Here is a 21,524-nt window from a genome sequence, read left to right on the forward strand (position 1 = left end):
AGCCCCGTCGTCAGAACCGCGCTTATGCAGATGCAGCCCTGTCCTGTCAAGCAGTGTCGCGGGCTTCGGAGCGCTAAAGATCCGTCGCCGCCATCTCGGACGCGGCGGCCAATCCCATCGCGTAGGAGATGTCGTTGTACATCGCGTTGAACCCGGCAAACAGCGCCCGGTTGAGCGCCCGTCCCGCCTCGCTTTCGGAAAGCTCCACGTAGCGTGTCAGCTCGTCCTCGGAGAGCGGGCCGTAGGCCATCAGAAGGTAGGCATGCACCCATTCTGTCGTATCGTTCCGGGTGTCCTCTTCCTGGCTCCAGATTTCCGACAGCATCTCGCTTTCGCTCATCTCGAGCGCGCCGCCATCGGCGAGGCCATTGTAGAAGGCAAAGGACGCGTTGAGCGCGCCCGACACGTTCTGCTCGACAAGATCATTGGCCTCGACGAAATCCTCGACGAGCCCAAGGCGGGCGTCGTCGCCGCCCTCGAGATCGCGGTAGCGCTCCCGCGCGGCGTCCTCGACATCCTCGTCGACCATCGCCTCGCGCGCCTCGATCTCGAGCGTGACGACCTCCTGGCCGAGATCGGAGGTGAAGAAGTCAAGAAGCGGAGCGGCCATATCCTCGGGCAATGCCTCGCGGAAGGCCGTCCGCACGGCTTCTTCCATCGCCTCGACATCGTAGACCCGCGCGACCGAGGCTTCCCAGCTCTCGCTCGTGCCGCCGAGCATGTTGTCGGCCAGATCGCGTCCGTAGTCGCGCCCTTCAGCCTGCATCACCGCAACCGTCTCGTCGATCTTGAGCGCATCGAGGAGGTCGTCGGCGGTCTGGGCCACCCCGGGACTGGCGAGCGAGACGGCGAATGCGGCGGCAAAAGCGCGGTGAAACATGGTGAACGATCCCTTGTCTGTCCCGATTAGAGATACGCACCGCCCGCATCATGTCCAACCACAATACGCAGACGTGAAATTTTGCGTCTGCGCGGGTTGCACAGCCCCCGCGGCTTCGTTACATGCCCCATCCACAGACCCCCGCGGAGAGGTGCCGGAGTGGTCGAACGGGGCGGTCTCGAAAACCGTTGACCCTTCACGGGGTCCGAGGGTTCGAATCCCTCTCTCTCCGCCATACACCGCTCGTTCGGTTCTCCCAGAAATAACGCGTTCGGAACATGTGCGGTCAGCTGCGCGATCTGCGGGACCGCATGCCGAGCCCAGGCAGCTGAACCACCCCAGCATGGGCAAAACAAAGGGGCGCCCGGCAGGACGCCCCCAGCGCTGACCCGGGGGTCAGGTTTTTCAGTTGCCCATCACCGTGATGCGCCCGTCAGTATAGGGCTCGTAGGGCGTGTTGTCGGCGAGGTAGTCCGCCACGACCTCGGCAACGTCCGGACCGAAATCGTAGGCATTCTCGGCATCGACGAACATCGAATACCCGTCGCCGCCGTTGCGGACGTAATTGTTGGAGACCACCGCGTAGGTCGCTTCGGGGTCGATGGCTTCGTCGCCGACCATCACCTCGGAGATCCGGCTGCCGACCTCCGCCGAGGGATCGACCGTGAAGGACATGCCCGAGACCTGCGGGAAGCGCCCTGCGCCCTCTTCCATCTGGCTCACGCCATTCTCGAGCGCGTCGATCAGATCCTGACCGGTCACTTCGAACGTGGAAAGCGTGTTCTGGAACGGCAGCACGGTGTAGACGTCGCCCATGGTCACCTCACCCGCCTCGATCGAGGCACGCAGGCCGCCGCCGTTCTGGAAGGCGATCACAACGCCCTGGTCGGACACGCGGTCGAGCATGGCGTCGGTGACGAGGTTGCCCATCTGGCATTCGCCGGCGCGGCAGACCTCGCGGGAGCCTTCGATGGCGCTTCCCGTCTCGGCGACGACTTCGTTGCGGAGTTCCTCGAGCGGCTGCGCCAGTTCCTCGATGCGCGCCACCGCCTCTTCGTCCTCGGCAACCGATGCGTCGAGAAGGATCGGATCGCCCGAGATCTGGGTGACCTCGCCGTTATCGTCGAAGGTCAGCTTCACCTCGCCAAGGTACTTGCCGTAGGCGTATGCGGTGACGATCGGCACGCCGTTGACCTCGGTCGGGTAGCTGCCCGCTGCGTCCTCATCCTCGTTCGACAAGAGCGTATGGCTGTGGCCGCCGATGATCAGGTCGACATCGCTGACCTCTTCCGCGAGTCGACGATCGGCGGGAAAGCCCACATGGGTCAGGAGCACGATCTTGTTCACGCCCTGCTCGGTGAGCGCATCGACCTGCGCCTGTGCCGCGTCGATGATGGAGGAGAAGATCACCGTATCGCCCGGAGAGGAGGTCTCGGGGGTGTCCTCGGCAAGAACCGAGATGACGCCCACCTGCTCGCCATTCACATCGAGCGTCACCGACTTCTGCACCCTGTCGGCGAGCATGTTGTTCTGGCTCACATCGATGTTGGCGGAGAGGACCGGGAAGTCCACGAGATCGAGGAACTCCGCCAGACCTTCGGGCCCGTTGTCGAATTCGTGGTTACCCACCGCCATCGCATCATAGCCGAGCTGGTTCATGAACTCGGCCGAGATCTCGCCGCCATATTCGGTGAAGAAAAGCGAGCCCTGGAACTGGTCGCCCGCGTCGAGCAGCAGCACATTGTCGCCAGCCTCTTCGCGCGCCGCCTCGATTGCGGTGACCATCCGCGCGATACCGCCGAAGCACTCGCCGGCCTCGTTATCCTCGGGCGCGCAAGTCGAATCGTATGCGTTGATCGGCTCGAAGCGATCGTGGAAATCGTTGGTGTGCAGGATGGTCAGGTCCCAGGCCTGCGCGGTGCCGGCTGTCAATGCCAGTGCACAGGTCGTTGTCAGAATACGGGCCTTCATTCTTGTCTCCCTCAGGTTGGATGACGTCAGCTTGGCGAGCCGCGCGGCGCAAGTCAAAACACTCCGTGCCGCGGCCGATAATACCCTTGCGTAACGCGTGCGTGACGGGACCGTCGAGATCAATCCATCGGCACTTTTCGTCCAGCCCGGTCGCCCGCCCTGGCCAAGTCTGCCCCTAGCCCCGCGCCAGCACGAAGTCGTGCTCGACCTCGAAATACGGCGCATCCTGACCGGCGGCACTTAGCTTGGCCGCATCTTCTACCCAAATGAATTCGGCCATAAGGCTTTCCTTCACACCGAAGACCGCGTCCGAGTGGATATAGGGGTCATCCGGGTCGAAGATGTGGGTGACCAGCGTATCGTACCCCTCGGCCTCGATGATGTAATGCAGGTGCGCTGGCCGGAACGGGTGCCGTCCCAGCGCGCCAAGCATCTTGCCCACCGGTCCGTCATCCGGGATCGGGTAGAATTTCGGCTTCACCCCCCTGAACCAGTATTCGCCCTTCTCATTGGAGCGGAAGACGCCGCGCAGATTGAAATCGGGCTGCAATCCCTTCTGCTGGACATCGTAGAAGCCTTCGTCATTGGCCTGCCAGACGTCGATCTTCGCCCCTGCGATCGGCTGCCCGTCGATGTCGAGGATGCGGCCCTTGACCAGCATCGGGTCGCCCTTCTGGTCGAGGCAGATATCGTCGCCGAGCGCGCGTTCAGGCGCATCGGCAACATGGAACGGCCCGAGAACGGTCGACTCGGACGCACCCGAAGGTTTGCGGTTGTTGATCGCGTCCACGAGCATCGACACACCGAGGACGTCGGACAAAAGGATGAATTCCTGACGCCATTCGTTGCACATCTGTCCCGTGTCGGTGAGGAACAGGATCGCCTTCATCCACTCATCCTGCGTGGGTTCGACCTCTTTGACGGCCGCATGCAGATGCCGGACGATCGTCTCCATCACCTCCTTGAGACGCGCGTCCTCGGCGTTCGCATTGCGCGAGACGACGACATCGGCCGAGCTTTCCTCGGTGAAATAGCCCTGTTCGACTGGATCGGTCATAGCATTCTTCCTATTCGGCGGCCTGACGCGCGGCGGCGCTTTCCGGTTGCAGGATCGCGGAGAAGACGCGGCGCAGCTCTCCTTCGGGATCTTCGGCCATCTGAGCGGCACGGAAGCAGACGTGCTGGTCGGGCCGGGTCATCACCGCCCCCGCGTCGGACGTCTCGCGCAGCCGCGCCCAATCTCCGAGATGATCCTCGATCTCGCGGCGGGGGCCGATCACATGCACGTCGATTGCGAGTCCCGTCTCTGCGGCGACGTTGCGCGCCGCCTCGGCCCAGGCCTCGCCGCCGATGCCGGTGAAGATCGCCCAGCGCCCCTTGCCGCAAAGATCGAGCGTCGAGACACGGCTGCCATCCGCGCGATAGAGCCAGGCATGCGGCAGGCGCGCGCCGGGCCAGGTCGTCGGCTGGTAATGCAACTCGGGATCACGCGCGAACCCCGGATCAGGCTGTCCGTCCCGGACCACCGCGCCGCTGTCGTAGCGCTGGTTCATCTCGACACCGTGGCAATCGAATTCGTATTTCTTGAACTCGATGGCTTTGCGGAGGGCTTCGCGCTGCGCTTCGGCCGCCGCGCTGGTCTCGACGCGCTTGTCCATATTGGCCTGCATCACGTCGGGATCGGTGCTTTCGGTCAGGCCCAGCGCTTCGAAAATCGCGCCGAATTCGCCGATCGACTGGTTGGCGCGGGTCACGATCTGCTTTGCCACCGGCGCGCGTTCTTCGGAATAGCTGGTCAGCAGCCCCGGCCCGGCCTTGCCCGTCAGTACATGCGCGAGCTTCCAGGCAAGGTTGTAGCCGTCCTGGATCGACGTGTTCGAGCCGAGCCCGTTCGACGGCGGATGCCGGTGCGCCGCGTCGCCCGTGATGAAGACGCGATCCGTCTGCATGTGCGTTGCATACATGTTGTTCACCGTCCAGGTATTGGCGGAGAGAAGCTCGATCTCGAGCTCTGGATCGCCGACGAGCTGACGCGCCACCTCGGTCGCCATCGCCTCGTCCACTTCCGGGGCAGGCTCGTTGATGTCATAGCCCCAGACGATCAGCCATTCGTTCCAGGGGCGAACCATCCGCACAAGGCCCATGCCGATCCCGCCGACATTCGCGCCGGGCTGCATCACCCAGTAAAGAACGGACGGGCGGTGCGCGACAAAGCGCGAGAGATCCGCGCGGAACAGAATGTTCATCGATCCGCCGACCCCCATCTGCCCCTCGAACGGCAGGCCAGCGGTCTCGGCGACGCCCGAATTGCCGCCATCCGCACCGACAAGGTATTTCGAGCGGATGTCGAACTCGCGGCCCGTGAGCCTGTCGCGGCAGCGGGTCGTGACTCCGGCCTCGTCTTCCGAGTGGCTCAGATATTCCGTCTGCATCCGCGCCTGCGTGCCGCGCGAACAGGCGGTCTTGAACAGCAAGGGTTCCATGAAGGTTTGCGGCAGATCGTTCATGTGGCACGGCGAGGAGCGCAGATGTTCGGCCCGGCTCTCGGGCGAATTGCCCCAGGACAGCATCCGGCCCAGCTCTTCTCCTGCAAGGCTCTCACAGAAGACGTTGTTGCCCATGAGATCGCCTTCGGTGGCGTGCATATAGGCTTCGTCCTCCACCTCGCGGCCGAGATCGCGCAGCACCTCCATCGTGCGCTGGTTGGTGATATGAGCGCGCGGCGTGTTGGCGAGCCAGCGGTAGCGGTTGATCGCAACGTTCTCGATCCCGTAGCTCGACAAAAGCGCGGCGGTCGCGCTGCCGGCGGGTCCGGTTCCGACGATCAGGACATCGGTTTCAATCTCGGCCATGTCTGCTTCCTCCCTTCGCCACGTGCGGCGTCTTGCAAATTGTCGGTCTCAGTCCCTGCGGTTGAGACGCCTCCGGATCGGAAAAAGCTCGATGCCCGTGCGTCCCGAGACCAGGCCCCAGAGGCCGCCCGGCGAGAACAGCATCACGGCGATGCCGACCCCTCCCAGCACCATCAGATACCACGCCCCGAAATCGGCCAGCAGCGTTTGCAGGGCAAAGAAGACCAGGACGCCCACGATCGGTCCCTCGATCGTGCCGATTCCCCCGATCACCACGATGAAGATGACGAAGGCAGTCCAGTCGATGATCGAGAACGCGCTGTCGGGGCTGATCCGCCCGTTCTGCATGAAGATGAGCCCGCCGGCGATGCCGGTGCCGAAGGCCGCGACAAGGAAGACCAGCCATTTCATGCGCGCGCTGTCGACACCAACCGATCGCGCCGCCTCCACGTTGTCGCGGAGCGCGGCGAGCGCGAGGCCGCGCTTGGTTCGCAGAAACAGATAGATCCCGCCGATCGTCGCGACCACAAGTGCCAGCGCCAGCCAATAGGCGAGGATGTCGCGCGCAGCGGACGCGCGGGTGTCGAAAATCGTCTCGATCCACTCCACTCCCCACATGGCATCGCGCGCATCGCGTGGCAGGGACGTCCCGGTGCCGCCACCGACCGCCTTCCACTGCGCGACGCTGAGCCGCACGACCTCGGCCACCACCCAGGTGCCGATGGCGAAATAGGCCCCTTGAAGGCGGAAGGCGAAGAACGCCATCGGGATGGCGAGGAGCAGAGCGAAGACCCCCGACAGCAGCAGCCCCGCCACCGGGTTCACCCCCCACAGGATCGCTCCGCCGAAGAGCATATAGGCCCCGAGTCCCACGAAAGCCTGCTGCCCCACGCTGACCAGCCCGCCATATCCTGCCAGGAGGTTCCAGAACTGCGCCAGCGTCAGCATCGTCAGGATGAAGAACATGTCCTGGATGAGAGAGCGCGAGGCGAAGGCAGGAAGCGCCACGGCGATCACCAGCAGCGCCAGCGCCGCCAGAGCCGCGGCTTGCGACGCGGCGGTGCGCGTCACGACCGTATACTTGCCCGCCGCCATCAGTCGAACGCCCTCGGAAAGAGGCCACGTGGCCGGATCAGCAAGACGACGAGGAAGGCGATATGGCCTGCGAGGATCTGCCATTCGGGATTGATCTGCGCGCCCACGGTCTGCGCCACGCCGATGATGATGCCACCCGCCAGCGTGCCCCAGAGTGAGCCGAGCCCCCCGATAATGACCGCCTCGAAGGCGTAGATCAGCCGCGCAGGACCCGTGGTCGGATCGAAATTTGCCCGGGTGCCAAGATAAAGCGCGGCGATCGTCACCACGATCATCGCGATGCCCGTGGCCTTGGCGAAGACGGAGGCCGGCTTCACGCCCATGAGGCTTGCCGTGACCGGATCATCCGAGGTCGCCCGGAAGGCCCGGCCGAGCGAGGTGCGGTAGAACAGCCATTGCAAAGCCAGCGTCACCAAGATCGCCGAGGCGAATGTCATGAGTGGCATGACGCCAAGCGAGATCGGCCCAAGCGGCACCGATGCGGTCTCGAGCCAGCCAGCGGGAATGCGGCGGCTATCCGCGGAAAAGCCCTCCTGCAACGCGTTCTGCAAGAGAACGGAGAGGCCGAACGTGACGAGAAGCGGCGGCAGGATATCGGTGCCAAGCACACGGTTCAGCACCAGCCGCTGCAACGCGAAGCCGAGCGCGAACATGATCGGTGCGGCGATGGCCGCCGCGAGGAACGGCCCGAGCCCCAGCAGCGTCACGAGAACGAGGATCAGGTATGCCGCGAAGACGATGAGATCGCCGTGTGCGAGGTTCACCAGGCGCATGATCCCGAAAACGAGGCTCAGCCCGAGCGCAAAGAGCGCGTAGAGGCCGCCGAGCAGGATGCCCTGCAGGATGGTATCGATCCAGATCATGCGGCAGTCCCGAAATAGGCGTCGTGGATCTCTTCGCGGCTGAGATCGGCGGGTGCTCCGGACAACGTGACCCGGCCTTCCATCATGCAATAGACGCGGTCGGCGACCTTCATGGCCTGCCCGATATCCTGCTCCACGACCACGATGCTGGCCCCGGTCGCGCGGATCTGCGGAAACGCGGCATAGATGTCCTTGATGACCACCGGGGCGAGGCCGAGGCTGATCTCGTCGCACAACAGAACGCGCGGATTGGACATCAGCGCCCGGCCGATCGATACCATCTGCTGCTGCCCGCCCGAGAGTGCCGTTCCGGGCCGGTCCCGGCGTTCCTTCAGAATGGGGAACAACTCGTAGACGCTTTGCAGCGTCCAGGGCCCGTTCACCTTGCGACGATGGCAGCCCATCAGGAGGTTTTCCTCGACGCTGAGCGAAGGGAAAAGCTTGCGGCCCTCGGGGACCATCGCGATTCCGGCCGCCATGATGTCATCGGCCGCCGTCGCGCCGATCTCCCGGCCCTCGAACCGGACCATGCCGGGCGCCTGCGCGATCACGCCCGAGATGGAGCGCATCAGGGTCGTCTTGCCCGCGCCGTTCGCGCCGATCACGGCGACGGTTTCCCCCTCGGAGAGCGACACGTCGACGCCGAACAGCGCCTGGAAGTCGCCGTAAAAAGCCGTCAGCCCTTTGGTCTCCAGAAGCGCCATCAGACCTCGATCCCCAGATAGATTTCGCGCACCTCCTTGGAAGCCATGATCGCGTCCGGTGCGCCGATCCCGATCACCTTGCCGAAATCGAGAACGAGTAGCCGCTCGACCACGCTGTTGAGCGCATGAAGCACGTGCTCGATCCAGATGATCGTGACGCCTTCGGCATGGATGGCCTTGATCGTCTCGACCAACGCCACGCATTCGGCCTCGGTCAGCCCTCCGGCGATCTCGTCGAGCAGGAGCAGTTTGGGCCGGGTCGCCATCGCGCGCGCCATCTCGAGCCGCTTGCGCTGCAGGAGCGTGAGCCCGCCCGCCGGACGGTTCGCAACCTCGATAAGCTCCGTCCGTTCCAGCACCTCGGCGCAATCGTCGGTGACGGCCCGCTCCGGCAAGCCGCGGCCATGCGTGGCCGAGACCAGAAGGTTCTCGAAGACAGTCATCCGGTCGAACGGTTGCGGGATCTGGAACGAGCGTCCGATCCCCGAAAGGCAGCGCTGCATCGGCGGTGCCTTCGTCACGTCGCGCCCGTCATACTCGATCCGCCCTGCATTCGCCGAAAGGTTGCCCGTGATCAGGTTGAACAGGGTCGACTTGCCCGCACCGTTCGGTCCGATGATGCCGAGCGCCTGCCCTTTCGGCACGTCGAACGACACGCCGTCGGCGACCGTCAGGGCACCGAAGCTCTTCGTAACATTCTGCAACGACAGGATGGGCGTCATGGAAACCGCATATCTCGGAGGGTGCCCGCCCGGACGGGTATCCGGGCAGGCCGGTGCCTTACGAAAGGGGCTGCATCTCGCCCTGGGTCGGGATGTCGGGCGCGGTGGTGTTGTCGACCGTGACGAGATCGAACGTACCATCCTCGTTGCGCCGCCATTGCCCACCGACGAGCGGTGTCTTGCAGACGTTCTGCGCGGCGAAGTCCGGCACGCCCTCGCCGTTCCAGGCCACCCGCCCGACGATCGTGTCGAGATCGGTCGATGCGATGGCGTCGGTGAGCTGATCGAGATCGGTGGGGTCCCCGGCCCGCTGTATGACGTCGGCGGCCGTTTCGAAAAGCGAGTGGATGAAGCCGATGGGCTGCGTCCAGGGTCGGCCGGTCGCATCGGTGAAGGCTTGCGCGAGCTCGGCGCAGCCCTGCCCCGTCAACGAGGAGGTGAAGGGATGGTTTGCCGACCACCACACCTCGGACGAGAGGTTGTGCCCCGCCTCGCCGAGGGTCTCGACCGATTGCGGGAAGAGGATCGCCTTCGCCACCGTGATCGCCTTCGGAGTGAAGCCCTGCTGGCTCGCCTGGTTGCGGAAGGTGGTGAAGTCCGGCGGAATCACGACGCCGGTCACGATCTCCGCATTGGCCTGTTTGAACGCGTTGATCTGCGCCGAGAAATCGTCGGTCAGGTTCTGGTAGCGCCCCGGGTCGATCGTCTCGTAGCCGGCCTCGGCGAACCCGGGCGCGACACCGACATTGGGATCGCCCCAGGCATTGCCGTCGGCATCATTCGGAAAGAGCCCGCCGACGACCTTGTTGGTCTCGAGCTGGTTCCACATGTTGGTGAACACGGCGATGACGTCTTCCAACCCCCAGAAATAGTGGAACGTGTAGTCGAAGGGCCGCCAGCCCGACGGATCACCCGGATTGCCTTGCTGCCCGATGAACCAGGGCTGCCACGGCGCCATGGTCGAAATGGTCGGAATGCCTTCGCTTTCAGCCACCGTCGAGACTGGGTTCGTCGTCTCGGGCGTGGAGGCCACCAGCATCAGGTGGATCTCGTCGTCGATGATCAGCTCCTGCGCCACGTCGGCGGCACGGTTCGGGTTCGACTGGCTGTCCTTGACGATCACCTCGACATCGAGCCCCTGATCCGCGGCGATGCGGTTGAAGGCGTCGATCGTGAAGGCATCGGCTTCGGCGAACCCGGCAAGCGGGCCCGTCTGCGGGCTCACATAGCCGATGCGGACGCGCGCCCCCTGTGCGAGCGCAGGCGCGGCGAGCGCTCCCGCACTGGTGACAAGGCCGGTCGCGGCGGCGGATTTCAAAAGGCGTCTTCTGGTCAGCATCGTGGTCTCTCCTCCCTCGGTGTGAGCGTCATCATGCGTCTGGCCGCCGGCCCTCCCAAGCCGCTTGCAGCAGATCCCGTATATCCTTCTGATCGAAGGGACGGGGATTTTCGTACTCGTTTTTCATCGCGATCTCGGATGCGCGGTCGAGATCGGCTTCGGACAGGCCGAGATCGGCCAGCCGCAACGGCGCACCCGACGCCTCCGCCAGATCCCAGAGCCCGCCGCCGACAGAACCGCCGAAGATCTCGGCGACCGGATCGAGCGCGGCCGTGCCGGTCTCGTTGAAGTGCGCCGTATGCGGCAAAAGGATCGCGTGGGTATCGGCGTGCGGCATGTCGAAAGAGCCGCCCACCACATGCGCCAGCTTGTGATGCAGCGACATCGCGACATAGCCGAGCGCGGTGGAACACAGCCATGCGCCGTAAAGGAGCCGGGCGCGGATCTGGGCATCGCGAGGGCTCTTCCGCAGGTCAGGCAACGCCGCCTTGATCGCGCGAAGCGCATCCAGCGACATCAGCGTCGTGACGGGATTCGCGTCGGGCGCATAGATCGCCTCGACCGCGTGGGCCGCCGCGTTCAGCGCGGATTTGACCGACATATCGACCGGCAGATCGAGCGTCAGAGCGACATCGTAGATCACCGTCTCGGGCCGGATCGACGGATCGCGGCGAGTGGTCTTCTCGCCGTTCTCGGTCTCGCCCAGAATATCGGTCATCTCGGAGCCGGCATAGGTGGTCGGGATCGCAACCTGGTCGCACCCCCTGCGCGTGGCGATGGCCTTGCCGAGCCCGATGGTCGAGCCGCCGCCCAGCGCGACGACGCAATCCGCACCGGCCGCGTCATAGGCGTCGAGCGCGCGGGCGGTCACCTCGACCGGCGTGTGCATTGCAGCCTCGGCAAAGGTGCCCGCGGCGAGATCTCCGAGCTGCTTGGCGAGTGCCTCTCCCGCCCCGTCCTGTTCGGGCGTGGTAAGCACCAAGGCGTGCGAGGCGCCGAGCCGGCGGAGTTCATCCCCGGTCTGCGCCAAGGTGCCCTCTCCGAAGACGACGCGCGTCGAGATGCCGGGAAAGACGAACGGGGTCATTGCGCTCCTCCAAAGACGGTGGTGCCGCGCACGACATCCGAGAGGAGCGCATCGACGACCGACGCTTCCAGCGCCGATATCTCGTGATCCCGGCCGGGCAGCACGTCGCTCCGAACGCGCGCACCACACGCCACGAGATCCGAGACGGCATCCTGGAAAGCCCAGGTCGGAATCCAAGGATCCTCGTCACCATTGCTGCAATAGATCGGCAGGCCGGGCAGCGCCGCGCGGGGCAGATCGTCACTTGCCGCACCGACGCGGCATCCGGTCAACATCGCGGCCGCATCCGCGCGGCCGCCACGCATCAGATGTTCGATGACGAGGCACGCCCCTTGCGAGAAACCGATCAGCACAAGGGGACAATCCGGGCAGTCCGCGCGGGCCGCCGCCTCGGCATCGGCGACAACCTTTAACGCCGCGCGAAGCTGCGTTTCTGTATCCTCGGTCAGCGTCTCGACGGCCTTGGCGTCATACCAGCCCTCGCCCTTTGATGCGGGCAGCACGTAGCGCACGCCCTCGACGGACAGACGGCGGACGAGGTTATCGAGCATGTAGTCCGGCGCTTGCCCGCGCCCGTGCAGCACCACCGCGACGGCTTTCGCCGCCGCGGGATCTGCGCCTTGTGTGACCAAGTCGGACAAGAGTTCAGGCGTCCTGGAAGCTGGCGGGCTCGAGCCCCTCGATGAGCTCCGCCTTCCGGTCCTCGAACCAGGGCGGGAACACCAGCGTTTGGCCGATCGCGTCGGCGGGCTCGTCCCGCGCCCAGCCTTCGGGAACCGTCCATGCCAGTTCGAACAGCGCGCCGCCGGGACTGCGGACGTAGCAGGACTTGAAGTACATCCGGTCCTTCTGCTCCGAGATATCGGTGAAGCCGAGCCCCTCGATATGGGCGCGCAGGTTCATCTGGTTCTCTTCGTCGCCGGTATTGAGCGCGAAGTGGTGAATCGTCCCGCCCGAGAGCGTCCAGGAGCCCTGCGCTTCGTCGCGGATCTCCATGACTTCGACGACACTGGTCGGACCATTGGCGTTCGGCACCTCGTAGGCCATGCCATGATCGTCGTCGGCCATCTTCTTGAGAGGAAGCGCGATGGTCAGGAACTCGTCCATCGCGGTCTTGTCCATCACCGCGACGACGCCGCCATAGATACCCTTGATGCCATGCTCAGCAGTGACGCCCGCCTCTTCACTGACGATGGACGGTCGCGGATCGCCCGGATTCTCCACGAGCTGCATCTCGATGCCGCAAGGATGGCGGAAATCGACCCGGTCGATACCGAAGCGGTTGCTCTTCGTGGCCTCGATGCCGTGCTCGCCGAGACGGTTCACCCAGTAATCCGACGCGCCCACGGGGATCGATTGCTGCACGATCTTGGATTGGTTCGTCCCGCGCCGTCCATAAACGCCCGGCTTGCGGAACGGGAAGGTCGTGATGATCGTCGATTCGTCGCCGTTCTTCGATCCGTAGTAGAGATGGTAGACGGGGATCGTTCCGTCGAAGAGCACCGTGCGCTTTACGGAATGGAGCCCCAGCGTCTTGGTGAAGAAATCGAAGTCTTCCTGAGCCCCGTCGGTGCTCATGGTCAAATGATGATACCCCTTGATCTGCGCCATGGGCCCTCCTCCCTGATCTTCGGTCTGACACGGCTCCGGCGCTCGGAAAGCGGCGCGGACAGGTGTCTCCACGCTTGGAACGATACGGCGCCTACACGGCAGGACTATGCAATTTCATATCCGCAGCATAACAAGTCCTCATGAAGTTCGAGGAAAAGCACCTGGTCCATCTGGCCGCCGTGATCGAATATGGTGGCGTCACCGCTGCGGCGGAGCAATTGGGACTGTCGCAACCGGCCGTCTCGCGCACCTTGTCGGCGCTCGAAAAACGGGTGGGCGAGCCGCTTTTTCAACCCGGCAGGCGACCATTGCGCCCGACGGTGATCGGCGCGGAGCTGGGTCGTCACGGCCGCGTCATCCTCGAGGCGGCGCGCGAGGCGGCGGAGACCATGTCGAGCTTTCGCTCGGGATCTTCAGGCAAGGTGCGGATCGCGGGCGTTCCCTTCTTCATGGACGCCTTCATCAGCGGCATGATCGGCGGCTTCCAGCGGATCGAGCCGGACATCCTGGTGGAGCAGGGGTATGGCAACCTTCAGGATCTAGAGAACGGCATCGCCTCCAAGCGGCTCGATCTGGCGATCTGTCCGCTCGGCGCGATAAAGCCCAAGCCGGAGTTCCGCTTCACCCCGATCCTCAAGGCGCGCAACGTGATCGCCTGCCGTCAGGGGCATCCCCTTCTGCGGCGCAAGAAGCTGAACCGCACCGACGTTGCGGATTTCCCCTGGGTCGCTCCCCTGCCCGGCTCGCCGCTCATGGCCGATTTGCACACGGTGCTCCTGAACCTCGGCCTGCAGGAGATTTCCATCCGCTATTCCGGCGGGTCGCTTCTGTCGGTGCTGAACTATCTTGAAGAGACGGACGCGCTGACGATCCTGCCCCATTCGGTGACGTTCGCGCACCGCAAGGATCGCAAGGTCACGGTTTTGCCGCTCGATATCCCGCAGCCGCCACGATCCCTCGGCATCCTGCGCGCCCGCGAGGCGCAGCAACCGGCGGCCGAGCATCTTGTGGCGCATATTCTCAAGGAGTTCGACGCGTTGCGGGCTGCGATCGAACGCCATCAGACCTCGGTCGTCTGGGGGCCCTGAGCGCAAGCGCGATACCAAGACCGGGGTCGCAGAGGCCGGCACTCCGGCCCCGGCCGAACCGGCTCATTCGGCCGGCGATGCCTCCGCTGCGCGGAACTCGCCCTTATCCTCGGTGGCAAGGCTGACCACGTAGATCGCGAGCCAGGACAGCGCGAAGCCGGGGATCATCTCGTAAAGCCCGGTCGCGGCCTTGAGCGGCGTGAAGATCCAGAGCCCGACGGTCACGGCGCCCACAACGAGACCCGACACGGCCCCGGCGCCGTTCATACGGGGCCAGGTGAGCGACAAGATGACGAGCGGCCCGAACGCCGCGCCGAACCCCGCCCAGGCGTTGGCGACAAGACCGAGAACCTGGCTCTCGGGATCCCCTGCGATCAGTGCCGCGACGATGCCGACCGCGACGACCGCGATACGTCCGACCGTTACCAGCGTGGTCTCGGAGGCGTTCTTGTTCAGGACGAGCTTGTAGAAATCCTCCGCCAGCGAGGAGGACGAGACGAGAAGCTGGCTCGACACCGTCGACATGATCGCCGCCAGAAGCGCCGCCAACAGGAAGCCGGTAATCAGCCCCGGAAAGAGGTTCTCCGCGAGATAGATGAAGATCGTCTCGCTATCCCCGATCTCGACGCCGTTCCGCTCGACATAGGCCCGACCGAAGATGCCGACGCCCACCGCGCCAATAAGCGCGATGCCCATCCAGGCCATGCCGATGTTGCGCGCGGTCGAAACCGCCGCGACGCTTTTTACGGCCATGAAGCGCACGATGATATGCGGCTGTCCGAAATAACCGAGGCCCCAGGCGAGAAGTGAGATGAACCCGATGAAGGTCATGTCAGCAGTCCAGAGATTGAGGCTGAAGCCGTCGACGCCCGACAGGGTCTCCTGCGCCTGACCGAAGCCGCCGCCCTCGCCCGCATACAGGACGATCGCGGGCATGATGATCAGCGCCAGCATCATGATGAGACCCTGGCAGAAATCGGTGAGCGACACGGCGAGGAAGCCGCCGACGACAGTGTAGGCCAGAACGACGCCGAGGGTCAGCCAGACGCCGAACTGGTAGCTGCCGTCGAATGCGCTCTGGAAGAGTTTCCCGCCTGCGACGAGACCCGAGGCGGTGTAGACTGCGAAGAAGACCACGATGATGACCGCCGAGACCATGCGCAGCGTGCCGCCTTGCGAGGGGAAGCGGTTGGCCAGAAAGGCCGGGATCGTCAGCGCGTTGTCATATCGTTCTGTCTGCTCGCGCAAGCGCGGCGCAACGACGATCCAATTGACCAGTGCCCCGATGAAAAGGCCGATCCCGATCCAGGCTTCCACGAGACCAGAGGCATAAAGCGCCCCCGGAAGCCCGAGCAATAGCCAACCGGACATATCCGACGCGCCCGCGGACAGCGCGGCGACGGCCGGGGGAAGGTTGCGTCCGCCGAGAATGTATTCCTCGGAACTCGAAGTGGCATTTCGATAGGCGTAAATCCCTATCCCGAGCATCAGGATGAAATAAGCCGCCAGGCTGATGAGAACTCCTAAAGACATAAAGGCCCTCCGAACCGTTTTGGTTTTATCGACATGGCATCATTCGCCTGCCGCAGGGCCGAGCATGTCTGAGTTTCAATGGCGATCAAGAAATCTCCCTGCAGCGCTCTTTCTCGAACGGAATTCGTCAACCGGTATCTCATTGAAACCTAGGACGAGATGACGCAGCGGCCAGCTCGCGATTTTTCACGCGCCTGACGCAAAAGCCGCTATGCGCGCGCGACGAGCCTTCCGAGCCATCATCTGGACACCTACCAACGGCGTCGAAGTCGCGTCCCGGCACCCGGCGCGATCAGGTTCGGACAACGAGAACCGAGCAGTCCGCATGGGCCACAACATGGCTCGCGGTGGTTCCAAGCAAGTAATCCTTCACCTTGGGGTTCGCCGATTCCATGACGATTATGTCGACCTTGCGCTCGTCTGCGAGCTTCACGATCTGGCGATGGGTCGAGCCTTTCCTGACAACGAGCTCGACCTCGATCCCTTCCGCGGGATGGCTGCGGATGAATTTCTGCAATTCCTGCTTCCAGAAGGCTTCGGAATCCCGGATGTTCAGATTTCGCTCCATCTCCGGGGCGATCGTCGTCACGATGAGCTTCGCCCCGCGGCGGCGGGCCATTTCAACGGCCTCGTCATAGGCAGCGAAATCCACGGCCGCGTGCCTGAGGTTCACCGGACAAAGGATGAGCTTGGTCTCACGGGCCATGACACGTTGCCTTTCGTGCAAATCGATATGTCTGACCAGACCGTGAAGATGCCTGAGGCGTCGCGCAAGCCGCCAATTTCCCTTTGAGGGCGTCAAATCCCGATTTTTGCGCTGCTGTTCACTCAACGAAACCCGCCGGCTATCGCAAGCCTCGATCACGGATCCTTTCATCGCCTTTGATTTTGAAACGCCAGCCTACAGGCTTAGCTCGTCATATGAAGGAAAGGAGCGCTCTTATGGCACCGCAACTCATCGCACTGATCATCGTGACACCCTTCATTCTTATCTTCATCTATGCCGGTTATCACGAATACCGCCGCTACAAGACCGAAGGACGCGCAACCTACGGCCTGATGTTTGACGAAGAGACGGGCACAAGCCACGTCACCGGCATTGCGGATCACGAAGACGCATATGATCCCGATGATTTCGACCCAAGCGCCTACAACGACCCGGATGTGAAAACCTCGGAGGACGACGAGACGGACGCCACGCCCGAGCGGTCCTGACCGCTTGGACCCCTAGCCTTCGCTTGAGGCGCGCACGGGCGTCGCGATCCGCAGAAGGCTCTTCTGCAAGAGGATGAAGCAAAGAAGAAGCACGCCGATCACGATCTTCGTCCACCAGCTCGAGAGCGTGCCATCAAAGACGATGTAGGTCTGGATAAGCCCCATTGTCAGAACACCGAAGAGCGTGCCGACGACGTAACCGGCACCGCCGGTCAACAAAGTGCCCCCGATCACGACCGCGGCGATGGCGGTCAACTCGGTTCCGACCGTTGCGAGCGGATAGCCAGAGCCGGTATAGATCGCGAAGACAATGCCCGAAAGCCCGGCCATCAAGCCAGAGAACGCATAGATGCCAATCGTCGTGCGTCCGACCTCGACGCCCATCAGGCGCGCCGTGTCGGGCCCGCCCCCGATCGCGAAGACGCTCGCCCCGAAGCGTGTGCGATGCGCAACGAGCGCACCGCCCGCTATGGCGAGCAGCATCAACGCCCCGATCAGCGTGAACCGTCCGCCACCGGGCATACGCCAATAGCTGTCCTGCAGCGCCTCGAAGAAGGCATGGTCGATCGGCACGGAATCGATGGTGAGCATGTAAGCCGCGCCACGCGCCAGGAACATGCCGGCCAGCGTGACGATGAAGGCGGGCATCGCGAGCCCGTGTATGATCGCGCCCATCACGGCGCCGAACGCGGTCGTTACGACCAGCAGCAGCGCGAAGACGATGATCGGATGCAGGCCCGTGTCCCTCAGCATCACCGCGATGAAGACGCCCGAGAAGGCGATGACCGACCCGACGCTGAGATCGATGCCGCCCGAAAGGATCACGACGGTCATGCCGACGGCGACGATGCCGAGATAAGCATTGTCCGTCAGCAGGTTGCCCACGACGCGGGTCGACAGCATGAACGGAAATTGCAGCCAGCACAGCAGGTAGGCTGTGAAGAAGATCGCGATTGTCGCAAGCAGCGGGTAGAGGCGTGGATTGGGTCTCATCTGGTGTCTCGGCTGCCAATGGGTTTCGGCTCGCGCTGGCGCCGGATCTCCATTCGCAGCCAATGCCAGTGCTGCGACAGGTTCGGCGATTGGACGAGCAGGATCACAAGCACGAGCCCGGCTTTGATCACGAGGTTGTATTCCGACGGAAAGCCCGCGAGCAGGATGCCGGTATCCACCGTCTGGATGATGAGTGCGCCGAGGATCGAGGCCGCGACGGAGAAGCGCCCGCCCAGAAGGGAATTGCCGCCGATCACCACCGCGAGGATGGCATCGAGCTCCAGCCAGAGGCCGGCATTGTTGGCATCCGCACCGCGGATGTCGGCAGTGGCGACAATGCCGGCCAACGCCGCGCAGAAGCCCGAGGCCGCGTAAACGGCAATCAGGAGCACCCTCGCGTTGATCCCGGCCACGGTCGAGGCCGAGCGGTTGATGCCGATGGCTTCGACCAGAAGGCCGAGCGCCGTGCGCCGCATGATGAAGGCGACCGCGATCCCCGTCACGAGCCAAAGGACGGCCGGAACGGGCACGCCCGCCACCGTTCCCGACCCGATCCAGGCGAAGGCCGGGTCCGAGAAGGTCAGGATTCGCCCCTCAGTGATAAGCTGGGCGATCCCGCGCCCGGAGGTCATCAGGATCAGCGTTGCGACGATGGGCTGGATGCCGACATAGGCCACGAGGCAGCCGTTCCAGAGACCGCAGGTCAGCCCTGCGACGATTGCCAGGAGGACAGCCGGGAACACGCCCCAGCCGGCGGCAAGCGTCCAGGCTGCCACAGCGCCGGAAATCGCCATGACCGTGCCGACGCTGAGGTCGATGCCTCGCGTCGCGATGACCAGCGTCATGCCGATCGCCAGAAGCGCCACGGGCGCGCCACGCTTCACGATATCGACGACCGGCCCTGTGAGGCGTCCGTTTTCGAAGGAGATCGCCAGGAATTGCGGAAAGAAGATCGACACGAGCGCGACAAGCGCCAGGAGCGTCAGGATCTGCGGCAGGCAACGGCGGAGCGCACGGGTCATCACGCGACCTTCCCTGTATCGGGCGCAGCGATGGCGGTCACGATCGCGCCGCTGGTGATCTCCACCCCGCTCAACTCCGCGACATGGGCGCGGTCCCGAACGACGATGATGCGGTCGGAGGCCGCGACCAGCTCGTCAAGCTCGGACGAGATCACGAGGACCGACATGCCGCCCTCGGTGATTTCTCCGATCAGCCGCAGGATCTCGGCATGTGCCCCGACATCGATACCGCGTGTCGGCTCGTCGAGGATCAGGAACCGCGGGTTCATCGCCAGCCAGCGCGCGAGGACGACCTTCTGCTGGTTACCGCCGGACAGCTCGCCCACCGCCTTCTCCGCATCGGAGGTTCGGATGTCGAGCCGCTTGATATAGGTCTCGGCAATTCGGGCCTGTTCGGCGCGCGGCACCGGTTTGGCCCATCCACGCCGGGCCTGCAGCGCTAGTATGATGTTCTCGCGCACGGACAGGTCCGCAACGATGCCGTCGGTCTTGCGCTCTTCGGGGGCGAAGCCGAACCCGGCGGCGATGGCCTCGCGAGGGCTGGTCAGCGATACGGGCTCTCCGTCGACCTTGGCTTCTCCGCGCTGCGCGGCGCGGATGCCGAACATCAGCTCCGCCGTTTCAGTGCGGCCCGACCCCAAAAGACCGGCGAGCCCGATCACCTCGCCCTCGCGCACAGTCAGATCGAAGGGTTCGACAAGCCCGTCGCGTCCATATTTCTTGAAGTCCACCACGGTCCGGCGCGCCTCGCTGCGGGCGTGATCCGCCCCTTGCTCCGCCTCAACCTCTTCGAGCTCGCGTCCCAGCATGTGGCGGATCAGGGCCACGCGGTCGAGTTCGGCGGTCGTTTCCGTGACGATCTTCGCGCCGTTCCTCAGAACCGTGACCCGATCCGTCAGCTCGAACACCTGGTCAAGGAAATGCGAGACGAACACGATGCCAAGCCCGCGATCCCGCAGACCCCGGACCACATCGAAAAGCATCCGCGTCTCGGCCGCATCAAGGCTCGCCGTCGGCTCGTCGAGGATCAGTATCTTGCCGGACAACTCAACCGCGCGGGCGATGGCGACGATCTGCCGGATCGCCACGGAATAACTGCCAAGATCGCGCCCCACATCGATATCGAGCCCGTATCCTTCAAGCATCCGCCGCGCCTCGGCGCGCTGCGCCCGTCCGTCGATCAACCCAAAGCGGCGCGGCTCGCGTCCGAAGGTCAGGTTCTTCGCGACCGTGAGGTTATCCAGAAGGTTCACCTCCTGGTAGACAGTCCCGATGCCGAGCGACTGCGCCTCGGCCGTGCTGCCTGGCGAGATCGGCTCGCCATCGAGACGGATATCTCCGTCGTCGCGCCGATACGCGCCGGTCAGGCACTTGATGAGCGTGGACTTGCCCGCGCCGTTCTCGCCCAGAAGCGCGTGAACCTCGCCCGCTGCAAGATCGAAATCGACGCTGTCGAGGGCCTTCGTGCCCGGAAACGACTTGCTGAGGTCGCGGATGGTCAGAAGCATGACGTCTGTCCCGTGTCAGGGCCGGGGCGGCGATGCGCCCCGGCTCGTTCGCTCAGTAACCCAGATCCTTGCGGGCCTCGTATTCCGCCATCGGATCATCGTCCTGCGTATAGAGCCGCGATTCCGTCTGGATGAACTTCTCGGGCTCGGTGCCATCCGCCCAGTATGCCTCGAGCGCATCGAACGCCGGCCCCGCCATGTTCGGCGTCAGCTCGACGGTCGCGTTCGCGTCGCCATTGGCCATCGCCTGGAAAATGTCCGGCACCGCGTCGATGGAGACGATCAGGATATCTTCGCCGGGGTTCATCCCCGCTTCGTTGATCGCCTGGATCGCACCGAGCGCCATGTCGTCGTTATGGGCGTAAAGCGCGCAGATGTCGTTGCCGCTTTCGGCCTGCAGGAAGCTTTCCATGACTTCCTTGCCGCCCGAGCGGGTGAAATCGCCGGTCTGGCTGCGGACGATCTCGATGCCCTCCGCCCCGTCGATGGCGTTGCGGAAGCCGGTCGCGCGGTCGATCGCCGGCGACGAGCCGGTCGTGCCTTGCAGCTCGACGACGCGGCACTCGCCCTCGGGCTTGTTGTCGACGAGCCATTGCCCGGCGACCTCGCCTTCATGCACAAGATCCGAGCCCACCGCCGTCAGGTACAGGTCTTCGGAGCTGTCCACCCGGCGGTCGAGCAGCACGACCGGGATGTCCGCCTCCGCGGCTTCCTCGAGCACGCTGTCCCAGCCGGTCGCGACAACCGGTGCGAGCAGGATGGCGTCGACGCCTTGCGCCACGAAAGACCGGATGGCCGCGATCTGGTTTTCCTGGCGCTGCTGCGCGTCCGAGAAGCGCAGATCGATCCCGCGCGCTTCGGCTTCCTGGCGCGTCAGCGTCGTTTCCGCCGCCCGCCAGCCCGATTCCGAGCCGATCTGCGAGAAACCGACGGTCTGCGCGCTCGCCGCGGTGCCCGCGAGCAGCGCGGCACTTGTCAGAAGAATACGTTTCATTATCTCACTCCCTTTGATGAACGGGACCGCCGTTTCGGTGCAAGCCC

20 protein-coding genes and 1 tRNA gene are annotated in these 21,524 nt (G+C 64.3%); 3 read left to right on the forward strand and 18 right to left on the reverse strand.

Annotated elements, in window-relative coordinates; all coding sequences use genetic code 11:
• Positions 1–73 precede the first annotated feature (73 nt).
• Positions 74–880, reverse strand: coding sequence for a DUF2059 domain-containing protein (locus FIU91_RS11840; RefSeq protein WP_152462602.1), 807 nt, complete (start codon positions 878–880; stop codon positions 74–76).
• Between the two features lie 145 nt (positions 881–1,025).
• Here FIU91_RS11840 and FIU91_RS11845 point away from each other — a divergent pair.
• A tRNA-Ser gene (locus FIU91_RS11845) sits at positions 1,026–1,115 on the forward strand.
• 170 nt (positions 1,116–1,285) lie between these two features.
• Here FIU91_RS11845 and FIU91_RS11850 read toward each other — a convergent pair.
• From FIU91_RS11850 to FIU91_RS11900, 11 genes are all read right to left on the reverse strand, one after another.
• A complete protein-coding gene (locus tag FIU91_RS11850) occupies positions 1,286–2,851 on the reverse strand; it encodes a bifunctional UDP-sugar hydrolase/5'-nucleotidase (RefSeq protein WP_152462603.1) in 1,566 nt (521 codons plus the stop codon).
• 175 nt (positions 2,852–3,026) lie between these two features.
• On the reverse strand, positions 3,027–3,908 hold the full coding sequence (locus FIU91_RS11855) for an intradiol ring-cleavage dioxygenase (RefSeq protein WP_152462604.1): 882 nt from the start codon (positions 3,906–3,908) through the stop codon (positions 3,027–3,029).
• Positions 3,909–3,918: 10 nt separating this feature from the next.
• Positions 3,919–5,703 (reverse strand): FAD-dependent monooxygenase, encoded by a 1,785-nt coding sequence (locus tag FIU91_RS11860; protein WP_152462605.1) that lies wholly within the window; start codon positions 5,701–5,703, stop codon positions 3,919–3,921.
• Between the two features lie 48 nt (positions 5,704–5,751).
• Positions 5,752–6,798 (reverse strand): branched-chain amino acid ABC transporter permease, encoded by a 1,047-nt coding sequence (locus FIU91_RS11865; protein WP_152462606.1) that lies wholly within the window; start codon positions 6,796–6,798, stop codon positions 5,752–5,754.
• The gene (locus tag FIU91_RS11870) at positions 6,798–7,661 is read right to left on the reverse strand and encodes a branched-chain amino acid ABC transporter permease (protein WP_093010050.1); all 864 of its coding nucleotides are present in this window, start codon (positions 7,659–7,661) and stop codon (positions 6,798–6,800) included. The genes FIU91_RS11865 and FIU91_RS11870 overlap by 1 nt, the downstream gene beginning before the upstream one ends.
• Positions 7,658–8,365, reverse strand: coding sequence for an ABC transporter ATP-binding protein (locus FIU91_RS11875; protein ID WP_093010051.1), 708 nt, complete (start codon positions 8,363–8,365; stop codon positions 7,658–7,660). The genes FIU91_RS11870 and FIU91_RS11875 overlap by 4 nt, the downstream gene beginning before the upstream one ends.
• Positions 8,365–9,087 (reverse strand): ABC transporter ATP-binding protein, encoded by a 723-nt coding sequence (locus FIU91_RS11880; protein ID WP_152462607.1) that lies wholly within the window; start codon positions 9,085–9,087, stop codon positions 8,365–8,367. The genes FIU91_RS11875 and FIU91_RS11880 overlap by 1 nt, the downstream gene beginning before the upstream one ends.
• A 58-nt stretch (positions 9,088–9,145) precedes the next feature.
• Entirely contained in the window at positions 9,146–10,426 is a 1,281-nt protein-coding gene (locus tag FIU91_RS11885) for an ABC transporter substrate-binding protein (protein ID WP_093010053.1), read from the reverse strand.
• Between the two features lie 31 nt (positions 10,427–10,457).
• Entirely contained in the window at positions 10,458–11,513 is a 1,056-nt protein-coding gene (locus FIU91_RS11890; protein WP_152462608.1) for a maleylacetate reductase, read from the reverse strand.
• Positions 11,510–12,154, reverse strand: coding sequence for an alpha/beta hydrolase (locus FIU91_RS11895; RefSeq protein WP_152462609.1), 645 nt, complete (start codon positions 12,152–12,154; stop codon positions 11,510–11,512). The genes FIU91_RS11890 and FIU91_RS11895 overlap by 4 nt, the downstream gene beginning before the upstream one ends.
• A 4-nt stretch (positions 12,155–12,158) precedes the next feature.
• A complete protein-coding gene (locus FIU91_RS11900; RefSeq protein WP_093010056.1) occupies positions 12,159–13,124 on the reverse strand; it encodes a VOC family protein in 966 nt (321 codons plus the stop codon).
• 140 nt (positions 13,125–13,264) lie between these two features.
• Between FIU91_RS11900 and FIU91_RS11905 the strand changes: the two genes are divergently transcribed.
• Complete coding sequence (locus FIU91_RS11905) at positions 13,265–14,212, forward strand: LysR family transcriptional regulator (protein ID WP_093010057.1); 948 nt, start codon at positions 13,265–13,267, stop codon at positions 14,210–14,212.
• Between the two features lie 63 nt (positions 14,213–14,275).
• On the opposite strand, the gene putP is transcribed toward FIU91_RS11905, so the two are convergent.
• The gene (putP, locus tag FIU91_RS11910) at positions 14,276–15,745 is read right to left on the reverse strand and encodes a sodium/proline symporter PutP (protein ID WP_152462610.1); all 1,470 of its coding nucleotides are present in this window, start codon (positions 15,743–15,745) and stop codon (positions 14,276–14,278) included.
• Between the two features lie 292 nt (positions 15,746–16,037).
• Positions 16,038–16,451 carry a universal stress protein gene (locus tag FIU91_RS11915; protein WP_093010058.1) on the reverse strand — a complete coding sequence of 138 codons (414 nt, stop codon included), beginning with the start codon at positions 16,449–16,451 and terminating at the stop codon, positions 16,038–16,040.
• A 236-nt stretch (positions 16,452–16,687) separates the two neighbouring features.
• Between FIU91_RS11915 and FIU91_RS11920 the strand changes: the two genes are divergently transcribed.
• Complete coding sequence (locus FIU91_RS11920; RefSeq protein ID WP_152462611.1) at positions 16,688–16,960, forward strand: hypothetical protein; 273 nt, start codon at positions 16,688–16,690, stop codon at positions 16,958–16,960.
• Between the two features lie 12 nt (positions 16,961–16,972).
• On the opposite strand, the gene yjfF is transcribed toward FIU91_RS11920, so the two are convergent.
• Genes yjfF through ytfQ form a run of 4 tightly spaced genes read right to left on the reverse strand, consistent with a single transcriptional unit; the run spans position 16,973 to position 21,477 of the window.
• Positions 16,973–17,953, reverse strand: a complete 981-nt coding sequence (gene yjfF / locus FIU91_RS11925) for a galactofuranose ABC transporter, permease protein YjfF (protein ID WP_152462612.1) — start codon at positions 17,951–17,953, stop codon at positions 16,973–16,975.
• The gene (locus tag FIU91_RS11930) at positions 17,950–18,975 is read right to left on the reverse strand and encodes an ABC transporter permease (protein WP_152462613.1); all 1,026 of its coding nucleotides are present in this window, start codon (positions 18,973–18,975) and stop codon (positions 17,950–17,952) included. Before FIU91_RS11930 ends, yjfF begins: the two co-directional genes overlap by 4 nt.
• Entirely contained in the window at positions 18,975–20,483 is a 1,509-nt protein-coding gene (locus FIU91_RS11935; RefSeq protein ID WP_152462614.1) for a sugar ABC transporter ATP-binding protein, read from the reverse strand. The genes FIU91_RS11930 and FIU91_RS11935 overlap by 1 nt, the downstream gene beginning before the upstream one ends.
• Before the next feature lie 52 nt (positions 20,484–20,535).
• Complete coding sequence (ytfQ, locus tag FIU91_RS11940; protein WP_152462615.1) at positions 20,536–21,477, reverse strand: galactofuranose ABC transporter, galactofuranose-binding protein YtfQ; 942 nt, start codon at positions 21,475–21,477, stop codon at positions 20,536–20,538.
• Positions 21,478–21,524 lie beyond the last annotated feature (47 nt).

This window comes from Roseivivax sp. THAF30, assembly GCF_009363575.1.
Classification (GTDB): domain Bacteria; phylum Pseudomonadota; class Alphaproteobacteria; order Rhodobacterales; family Rhodobacteraceae; genus Roseivivax; species Roseivivax halotolerans.

Excerpts from the sequence above, each read along its gene's own strand:
- FIU91_RS11840 (WP_152462602.1), bottom strand. The coding sequence starts at position 880 with ATGTTTCACCGCGCTTTTGCCGCCGCATTCGCCGTCTCGCTCGCCAGT.
- FIU91_RS11850 (WP_152462603.1), bottom strand. The coding sequence starts at position 2,851 with ATGAAGGCCCGTATTCTGACAACGACCTGTGCACTGGCATTGACAGCC.
- FIU91_RS11855 (WP_152462604.1), bottom strand. The coding sequence starts at position 3,908 with ATGACCGATCCAGTCGAACAGGGCTATTTCACCGAGGAAAGCTCGGCC.
- FIU91_RS11860 (WP_152462605.1), bottom strand. The coding sequence starts at position 5,703 with ATGGCCGAGATTGAAACCGATGTCCTGATCGTCGGAACCGGACCCGCC.
- FIU91_RS11865 (WP_152462606.1), bottom strand. The coding sequence starts at position 6,798 with ATGGCGGCGGGCAAGTATACGGTCGTGACGCGCACCGCCGCGTCGCAA.
- FIU91_RS11870 (WP_093010050.1), bottom strand. The coding sequence starts at position 7,661 with ATGATCTGGATCGATACCATCCTGCAGGGCATCCTGCTCGGCGGCCTC.
- FIU91_RS11875 (WP_093010051.1), bottom strand. The coding sequence starts at position 8,365 with ATGGCGCTTCTGGAGACCAAAGGGCTGACGGCTTTTTACGGCGACTTC.
- FIU91_RS11880 (WP_152462607.1), bottom strand. The coding sequence starts at position 9,087 with ATGACGCCCATCCTGTCGTTGCAGAATGTTACGAAGAGCTTCGGTGCC.
- FIU91_RS11885 (WP_093010053.1), bottom strand. The coding sequence starts at position 10,426 with ATGCTGACCAGAAGACGCCTTTTGAAATCCGCCGCCGCGACCGGCCTT.
- FIU91_RS11890 (WP_152462608.1), bottom strand. The coding sequence starts at position 11,513 with ATGACCCCGTTCGTCTTTCCCGGCATCTCGACGCGCGTCGTCTTCGGA.
- FIU91_RS11900 (WP_093010056.1), bottom strand. The coding sequence starts at position 13,124 with ATGGCGCAGATCAAGGGGTATCATCATTTGACCATGAGCACCGACGGG.
- FIU91_RS11905 (WP_093010057.1), top strand. The coding sequence starts at position 13,265 with ATGAAGTTCGAGGAAAAGCACCTGGTCCATCTGGCCGCCGTGATCGAA.
- putP (WP_152462610.1), bottom strand. The coding sequence starts at position 15,745 with ATGTCTTTAGGAGTTCTCATCAGCCTGGCGGCTTATTTCATCCTGATG.
- FIU91_RS11915 (WP_093010058.1), bottom strand. The coding sequence starts at position 16,451 with ATGGCCCGTGAGACCAAGCTCATCCTTTGTCCGGTGAACCTCAGGCAC.
- FIU91_RS11920 (WP_152462611.1), top strand. The coding sequence starts at position 16,688 with ATGGCACCGCAACTCATCGCACTGATCATCGTGACACCCTTCATTCTT.
- yjfF (WP_152462612.1), bottom strand. The coding sequence starts at position 17,953 with ATGAGACCCAATCCACGCCTCTACCCGCTGCTTGCGACAATCGCGATC.
- FIU91_RS11930 (WP_152462613.1), bottom strand. The coding sequence starts at position 18,975 with ATGACCCGTGCGCTCCGCCGTTGCCTGCCGCAGATCCTGACGCTCCTG.
- FIU91_RS11935 (WP_152462614.1), bottom strand. The coding sequence starts at position 20,483 with ATGCTTCTGACCATCCGCGACCTCAGCAAGTCGTTTCCGGGCACGAAG.
- ytfQ (WP_152462615.1), bottom strand. The coding sequence starts at position 21,477 with ATGAAACGTATTCTTCTGACAAGTGCCGCGCTGCTCGCGGGCACCGCG.